The following is a 6,403-nucleotide window of genomic DNA, read 5'->3' as shown; positions in this document are numbered from 1 at the left end:
CAGTTCCAGCGCGGCGTGGCGCTGACGCAGGCCATCGAGGACATCAACGCCGCTTACCGCCGTGGCGACATTGACGGCCAGCAGTATGGCCGCATGATCCAGAACGTGCGGGATGAAATGGCGCAGTTGGCTCTTGAGGCTGACCCCGCAGCGCAGGAAATGGCGCGGGCATGGGAAGAGGCCAGCAACCGTATCGACGAGACGTTTGCCGATGCGTTCGCGGGCGCGTTTGATTCGTTCGAGTCGTTCTCTGATCAGCTCCTGAACGGCTTCAAGCGCCTGCTGGCCGAGATGGCCTACCAGGCCACCTTACGCCCCATCGTTGTGCAGTTCACGCAGCAGATGGGCGGTGCGTTGGGTATTCCGGGTGTGGGCGGCCAGGGTGGCGGTGGCAATTTTGGCCTTAACCCCATGAGCTTTGGTGGTGCTGGCCAGTCACTAAATAACGCTTATCTTGCTTTTCAGGGTTCTCAAAACACATACGGAGGTGTGTTTGGCAGTTCTCTAGGTGCGCAAGGAGGCGGAGGAGGCCTAAAAGCAGGCTTTGACTCGTTTGCCAGTAGTGGGTTTGGTAACGCCGCCCTTGGTGTAGGTGGCGGCTTAGCCGGTGGCTGGGCATCCGGTGCCATGTTTGGGCAAAGCCAAGAGCAACAAATCGGTTCCGCATTGGGCGGGCTAGCAGGCCAAGTGCTGATCCCCATTCCCGGTGTGGGCGCGGCCATAGGTTCATTTCTCGGGGGAGGTATAGGCAGCGCCTTTGCGCACACGCCCACCCCGTTCCGTGGCGAAATAGCCACAGGCGATTTTACGCCTGAATATCACTTCGCTGCGGAGTCCGCCTTCGGCCAAGTGGGGTTCACACAGTCAGGCTCGCAACGGCTGCACCGTGCCGACGGTAACGGCGGCGATGATAATTTGCATGAGCGTGCACAATGGGCAGAAGAGCTTGTCACTGCCGCTGTGAAAACCGACAACCTGGTTGCATCGTTAGCCCGTACTCCCGCTGAACTGGCAGCTATGACCGAGGCCGTCGGGGCGTTAACACAGCGCAGCGGCAACGCAGCGGATTTGATTCAGTTCACCCTGGTAGACCGTTCGCTCGCAGCGCTGGAGGCGGCGGGTATTGGCATCCACGATGCGTGGGCCACGATGGATGCCGACCGCTTTATGCAAGCGCTGAATCGCTCCATCGCGTCCGTTAACGTGGTTAGCAGCGCGGTTGATCGCCTGAACCTGCAGTTTGACGCCACGGCGGATTACGCGCTGCTCTCTGCTGACCACCTGGCGCATATCACCGGCGGCGTTGAGCAGCTCACGGCAGTCCAGCAGGGATATTACCAGGCCGCCTTCAGCGACCAAGAACGCCTCCAGCACCAATTCGATGACGTACGCAGCGCTCTGAACGGCATCACTGATAACGCCCCACGGACGGTTGAAGAGCTACGCACTCTAGTCGAAGCCCAAAACCTCAATGAAGCCGCCACCGGCGAGCTAGCTATCAGGCTGATGCAGCTAGCACCGGCGCTAGAACAAACCAATGCTGCTGTACGCCAAGCGATTGAACAGCAGTACCAGGACGTGTTGGGGCGTGCTCCTGCAGCGGAGGGAATGGGCTATTGGTTTGATCAGGTGGCCAGCGGCGCTTTGACGTTGGAGGAAGCGTTAGGCGCTATAGCGAACAGTGCCGAAGCCGCTCAGTATGCCGCAGGTGGCGCAGCAGATGCCATTGATGATGTGGCTAGTGTGGCTGACACCCTAGCTCCGGTGGAGGCGGCGTGGCGGGCGCTTAACAAAAGCGTCGATGATGAACGGCAGATTCTGGAAAACGCCTACCGCGCCACGACCGAGAGCATTAGCCGCAACATGCAAACGGTGCAGGGCGCGATACAGGAAACCGAATCTATCGCTCAGTCGCTCAACCGAGCCCTGCGTAACACACAGTCTGGCACCGCGTTTGCTCGTGAACAGGGTCAAGCGACGCTGCAGCGGATGCTTGCCGCTGGGGAAATCACTAGCCAGCGCGAGCTAGACGACGCGCTCTCAGCAGTAGCGGAACCCTCAGAGCATTTGTTCGGCTCGTTCCTCGACTACCAGCGGGATTTTGTGGGCACCGCCCACGATATTTACAACCTCTCTCAGCTCACTGACGACCAGCTCAGCACTGAAGAGAAATCCCTGCGGGCGCTTGAACGGCAAATGGAAACGGCCGAGATCCAGCACAGTCGGGAAATGGCCCAGCTGGATCAGCTGCTAGTGGATCAGGCCGCGATTATTCAGGCCGAGTTCGGCACGCAGGAGTGGTTGTCTCAAGTCAATCAAAGCGTGCTGAGTGTTGAAACCGCCATTGGTGCATTAGAAGGCTCGATTGCGGCCGCCGTTGCCGCCGGTGCTGGAAGCGCAGGCGGTGGAGGCACCCGCGTACCGGTAGATGCTGATGGTGACCCGCTGTTGACAGGGGCTACGGGGGTTATCGCAGACGCGTACCGTGAAATTTTGGGGCGTGATCCAGACGATGGCGGTTTCCAATACTGGAACGATCAGCTAAACAGCGGCGCGACGATGGCGGACGTTCGTCATCATATGGAAAACGCGGCAGAGCTGGATGGTAGCCACGCGGATGGGCTTTGGAATGTCCCGTTTGATGGTTATATCGCACGGCTCCACAAAGGCGAGCTGGTCGCCCCAGCGGCCACCGCTGAGCGCTTGCGCGACCTGCCTCGCCAGGGCTTGCCCATGCCCGACCTGCCGCCCATGCCGTTTATCAATCAGCAAAACAGCAACAGCGAGATGACCGTACTGGTGAAACGCATTGAGGCGCTGACCGAACACGCCAAAACCCAAGGCGGCATGCAGCGGGAAGCCCTAAAAGCGCTGAAAGCGTTGGTGCGGCAGCTAGAGCGCTGGGACGACCAAGACCGCGTGCGCGTGTCAGTAGAAAAAACGGTGGAGCCCACGACATGAGCGCAAAGCTAATACCCCCCATCACGATTGACGATACCAATCTAGTGGCCACCAACGCACCGGAAACGCCCCAGGAGGACGCGGCCACGTATGACCCCGGTGCCACGTATGCGAAAGGGGCGCGGGTGCAGGTGCCCGACACCCACACCATCTATGAATCAGCGATAGCCAATAACACCGGCAACTACCCACCCGACAACCTAAAGCCTGCTGCTGATGGCCAGCCCGCCAAGTGGTTGCGGGTGATGGCCACCAACCCGCGCGCCATGTTCGATGGCCGCGTGGGAACGCTCACCACCGGTAATCAACCCTGGATTGTCGGTACGGGCAACGGGCTACAGATTGAGGTAGCGCCGGGGCGCGTGGTCAACAACATCGTGCTGTTTGGCCTGGTGGGCGTGTCGGTAACGGCAGAAGTGGACGACCCGGTAGAGGGCGTGGTGTGGCAGCGTACTCGCAGCCTCACGGCAAACACGGGCATTAACAATATGTACGCTTACCTGTTTGACCCCATCGAGCGCCGCACCGACATAGCGTTTCTCGACCTGCCCAGCTACGGCACCGCCACTATCCGTATCAGCATTGAAAGCGGCGGAGGAGAGGCGGCGTGCGGGTTGTGTCTAATCGGGCAGGGTAAAAACCTTGGGCTACCGCAATGGGGGATTAACGCGGGCATACGCGACTACAGCCGCATTGAAGATGACGAATTTGGCATTACCGACTTTGTCCAGCGCGGCTATGTGCGGCGGGCATCTATCGACTTGCTGCTTGAGAAAAACCAAACCAACGGCGTGTACCGATACTTGGCGAAATACCGCGCCACGCCAGCGGTATGGGTCGGCTACGAGGAATACGAGCCCACGCTGATATACGGCGTATTCACCAGCTTTGACATCATCTACCCGCACGCTGCCTTTGATGACTGCAGCATTGAGATACGAGGCATTTTGACATGAGCGAGATACCTGCTTTTACGCCGCTGGGCACGGAGCCGCCCAACCGGTCGATGCAAGAAGATGTTTTTGTTCCCTCCGCCGATGCGTTCGCGGCGTGGATGCCCACCATCGCCTATGAGATGGGCCTAGCGCTGAGCTGGACAGCCGAACAGCTAGTGTTTGTGGAGCAGAAAAAGCAGGAGGTTATCAGCGCATCTGAGGCGTCGGCGGCATCCGCCACCGCTGCCGCTCAGGCCCAAGCCGCCGCTGAATCGGTGGCTAACTTTAAAGGGCGCTATGCGGACCTCAGTGGTGCGCTTAATCGGCCTGCTACCGTGCTAGATAACAACCGCTTTTGGGTGCTGCTTGTGGATTTGCCAAACGTCACCGCTAGTGCGCCCAGCGACAACAACCCAGATTGGCAGCCGGTGCAGCCCCCTACCGCCCAAGCCCACGCCATCGCACTTTCTTTCTAAAGGAGCCTCACTATGGCCAAAACGTTCACCGCCCCGTTCGCCCAAACCCCCAAGACAGCCACAGCCATTGCCACGGCGGCCACATCATCACTCACCACCGACGCCCCGACAAATACCGTCGAGTTGCTAACTGCAGGCGCGGACGGCGCGATACTGACAAAGCTGAGTGCAATACCGCGCTCCACGATTACTGCATCTTCGTTAGTGCTTTTTATCAGCAAAGACAACGGCACGACACAGCGGTTGATGGACAGTGCGCTGATGGAAGCAGCAACGGTCAACACCACGACAGCGATTCCGGTCACTGCGTTTGAGCGCTATAGCGAAACAACGCCGCTACGCCTGGAAGCAGGAGACAAGCTGTATGTCGGCAGTCAGGTGGCCGCGACCAACGGCATCGTATTCCACGCCGAATTCACCGACTACTAAGGGGCTTCTGATATGACCTATGCGTATGGAATGAAGGGCGCGCCTGCTGTTGGTAATGGACTGGGGGGATTGCCGAGACGGGAAGCTAGTGACAAGGAAGCTCCAGTGGTGCGAGGTGAGGTGACGTACGCCATCCCCGGGACTTATTCTTGGATCTGCCCCGAAGGTGTTACCTCGGTCAGCGTTGTGTGTGTTGGCGGCGGCGGCGGCGGTAACTATATTGGTAACGGTGGCGCTGGTGGAGGTGGCGGTCTTGGATATAAAAACAATATTCCTGTATCTCCGGGCACCGCATACACAGTTGTCGTCGGAAAGGGTGGATTCACATATGATCCCTTTAGTAGCGGCTCTAATGGTGAGACTAGCTATTTTATAAATGCTTCAACTGTTGCAGGCAACGGTGGTCTTGGCGGCCAAGGCAACCCTGCCGGTGGTGGTTATGTTGGTGATGGGGGAGGCAACGGAGGCAACGGCACGTTCCAAAGTGAAGGAGGAGGAGGAGGAGGCGCTGGCGGCTACTCTGGCAATGGTGGAAATGGCGGCGGAAATAACAACGATGGAATTTCTTCCGGTTCTGGCGGTGGCGGTGGTGGTGGATCGTATCGGTACGGTGGTGGTGGCGGCGGCGGCGTCGGTCTCTTTGGCGAGGGCGCTAATGGTGCGGCGGCTACCAGTCAAATATCAGACAGTAACGGAAAAGGTGGTTCTGGTGGACAAGACGGGATGGAAATAAAATACGACGACCACACCGGTTTCTCAAACCATATAGCGGGGGACGGAGGCGTTTTCGGTGGTGGTGGTGGTGGTTACGATACGTCTTTCGCTGGCCGTGGTGGTTCTGGCGCAGTACGCATTGTCTGGCCCGGAGATACCCGACAATTCCCATCAACTGACGTTGGTCCAAGTTAAAGGAGAGCCTAAATGATCAAAGTTCAAAACAACACTGCCACCCGCGCTCCACTTCCCTCATTTCTACGGGGGTTATCCCAATCTGACCTTGCTGATCTCTCCTGGACAGACCCCGCGCTAGGCGTTCAAGACGCCGCGTGGTTGCCAGAGGTCAACGAATCGCCACCGCTACCCGATGAGTTTCACCGCTACGGCGATGAAACGCTAACGCCGGATGCTGAGCGGCAAGTGGTGGTTGTGACGCGTGAGGTGGTGCCGCTCAGCGATGAAGAAAAAGCGGCGATGTTGGAACGGGCGAAAGAGCGGGCGCTGCAGAGAATCAACGCCGCTTACACCGCCGCCGCCCAGCCGCTAGTGAGAGAGTATCCAGAGGTGGAGACGAAGGGCTGGGATCAGCAGAAAGCGGACGCGGAGGCTTACCTGGCATGGCACGAAACCCAGCAAGGCGAGCCGCCGCAAATGATGGTGCTGGATAAGATCCTGGCGGGCCGTAACGGCGAGGACGGCACCGAAACACTGTATGAGCTGAGCGTGGCCGTTCAACGCAATGCAGCGGCGTTTGCTGAGTTTCAGTTGCTCACGGGCAAACGGCAGCGGTTGGCGAAGCAAGCGCGGGCGGCTGAGACGTTGGAGGCGCTTGACGCTATTCAGTGGTAAGAGCAACAAAACGCAACAGCACACGGGCCGCGAAAG

Annotated in this window: 6 protein-coding genes; all 6 read left to right on the top strand. The window is 58.8% G+C overall.

Annotation, left to right across the window (positions count from 1 at the left end; genetic code table 11):
• Nucleotides 1–2,961: DUF4214 domain-containing protein (locus BIS10_RS07230; protein ID WP_253503884.1), on the top strand; the 2,961-nt coding region annotated here is incomplete at its 5' end.
• On the top strand, nucleotides 2,958–3,917 hold the full coding sequence (locus BIS10_RS07225; protein ID WP_253503880.1) for a hypothetical protein: 960 nt from the start codon (nucleotides 2,958–2,960) through the stop codon (nucleotides 3,915–3,917). The genes BIS10_RS07230 and BIS10_RS07225, both read left to right, overlap by 4 nt.
• Nucleotides 3,914–4,372 carry a hypothetical protein gene (locus BIS10_RS07220; RefSeq protein ID WP_253503877.1) on the top strand — a complete coding sequence of 153 codons (459 nt, stop codon included), beginning with the start codon at nucleotides 3,914–3,916 and terminating at the stop codon, nucleotides 4,370–4,372. The genes BIS10_RS07225 and BIS10_RS07220 overlap by 4 nt, the downstream gene beginning before the upstream one ends.
• A 12-nt stretch (nucleotides 4,373–4,384) precedes the next feature.
• Nucleotides 4,385–4,801 carry a hypothetical protein gene (locus BIS10_RS07215; protein ID WP_253503874.1) on the top strand — a complete coding sequence of 139 codons (417 nt, stop codon included), beginning with the start codon at nucleotides 4,385–4,387 and terminating at the stop codon, nucleotides 4,799–4,801.
• Nucleotides 4,802–4,813: 12 nt separating this feature from the next.
• Nucleotides 4,814–5,710, top strand: a complete 897-nt coding sequence (locus BIS10_RS19010) for a glycine-rich domain-containing protein (RefSeq protein ID WP_392567158.1) — start codon at nucleotides 4,814–4,816, stop codon at nucleotides 5,708–5,710.
• A 12-nt stretch (nucleotides 5,711–5,722) separates the two neighbouring features.
• Nucleotides 5,723–6,367 (top strand): hypothetical protein, encoded by a 645-nt coding sequence (locus BIS10_RS07205; protein ID WP_253503871.1) that lies wholly within the window; start codon nucleotides 5,723–5,725, stop codon nucleotides 6,365–6,367.
• The last annotated feature ends 36 nt before the right edge of the window (nucleotides 6,368–6,403 follow it).

The organism is Halomonas sp. 707B3, assembly GCF_024158645.1.
Classification (GTDB): domain Bacteria; phylum Pseudomonadota; class Gammaproteobacteria; order Pseudomonadales; family Halomonadaceae; genus Vreelandella; species Vreelandella lionensis.
The sequence above is the reverse complement of the archived record's forward strand: the minus strand, read 5'-3'. Positions and strand labels throughout refer to the sequence as shown.

Bases quoted from the DNA above. Each gene is read 5' to 3' on its own strand.
- BIS10_RS07205 (WP_253503871.1), top strand. From the start codon at position 5,723: ATGATCAAAGTTCAAAACAACACTGCCACCCGCGCTCCACTTCCCTCA.
- BIS10_RS07220 (WP_253503877.1), top strand. From the start codon at position 3,914: ATGAGCGAGATACCTGCTTTTACGCCGCTGGGCACGGAGCCGCCCAAC.
- BIS10_RS19010 (WP_392567158.1), top strand. From the start codon at position 4,814: ATGACCTATGCGTATGGAATGAAGGGCGCGCCTGCTGTTGGTAATGGA.
- BIS10_RS07215 (WP_253503874.1), top strand. From the start codon at position 4,385: ATGGCCAAAACGTTCACCGCCCCGTTCGCCCAAACCCCCAAGACAGCC.
- BIS10_RS07225 (WP_253503880.1), top strand. From the start codon at position 2,958: ATGAGCGCAAAGCTAATACCCCCCATCACGATTGACGATACCAATCTA.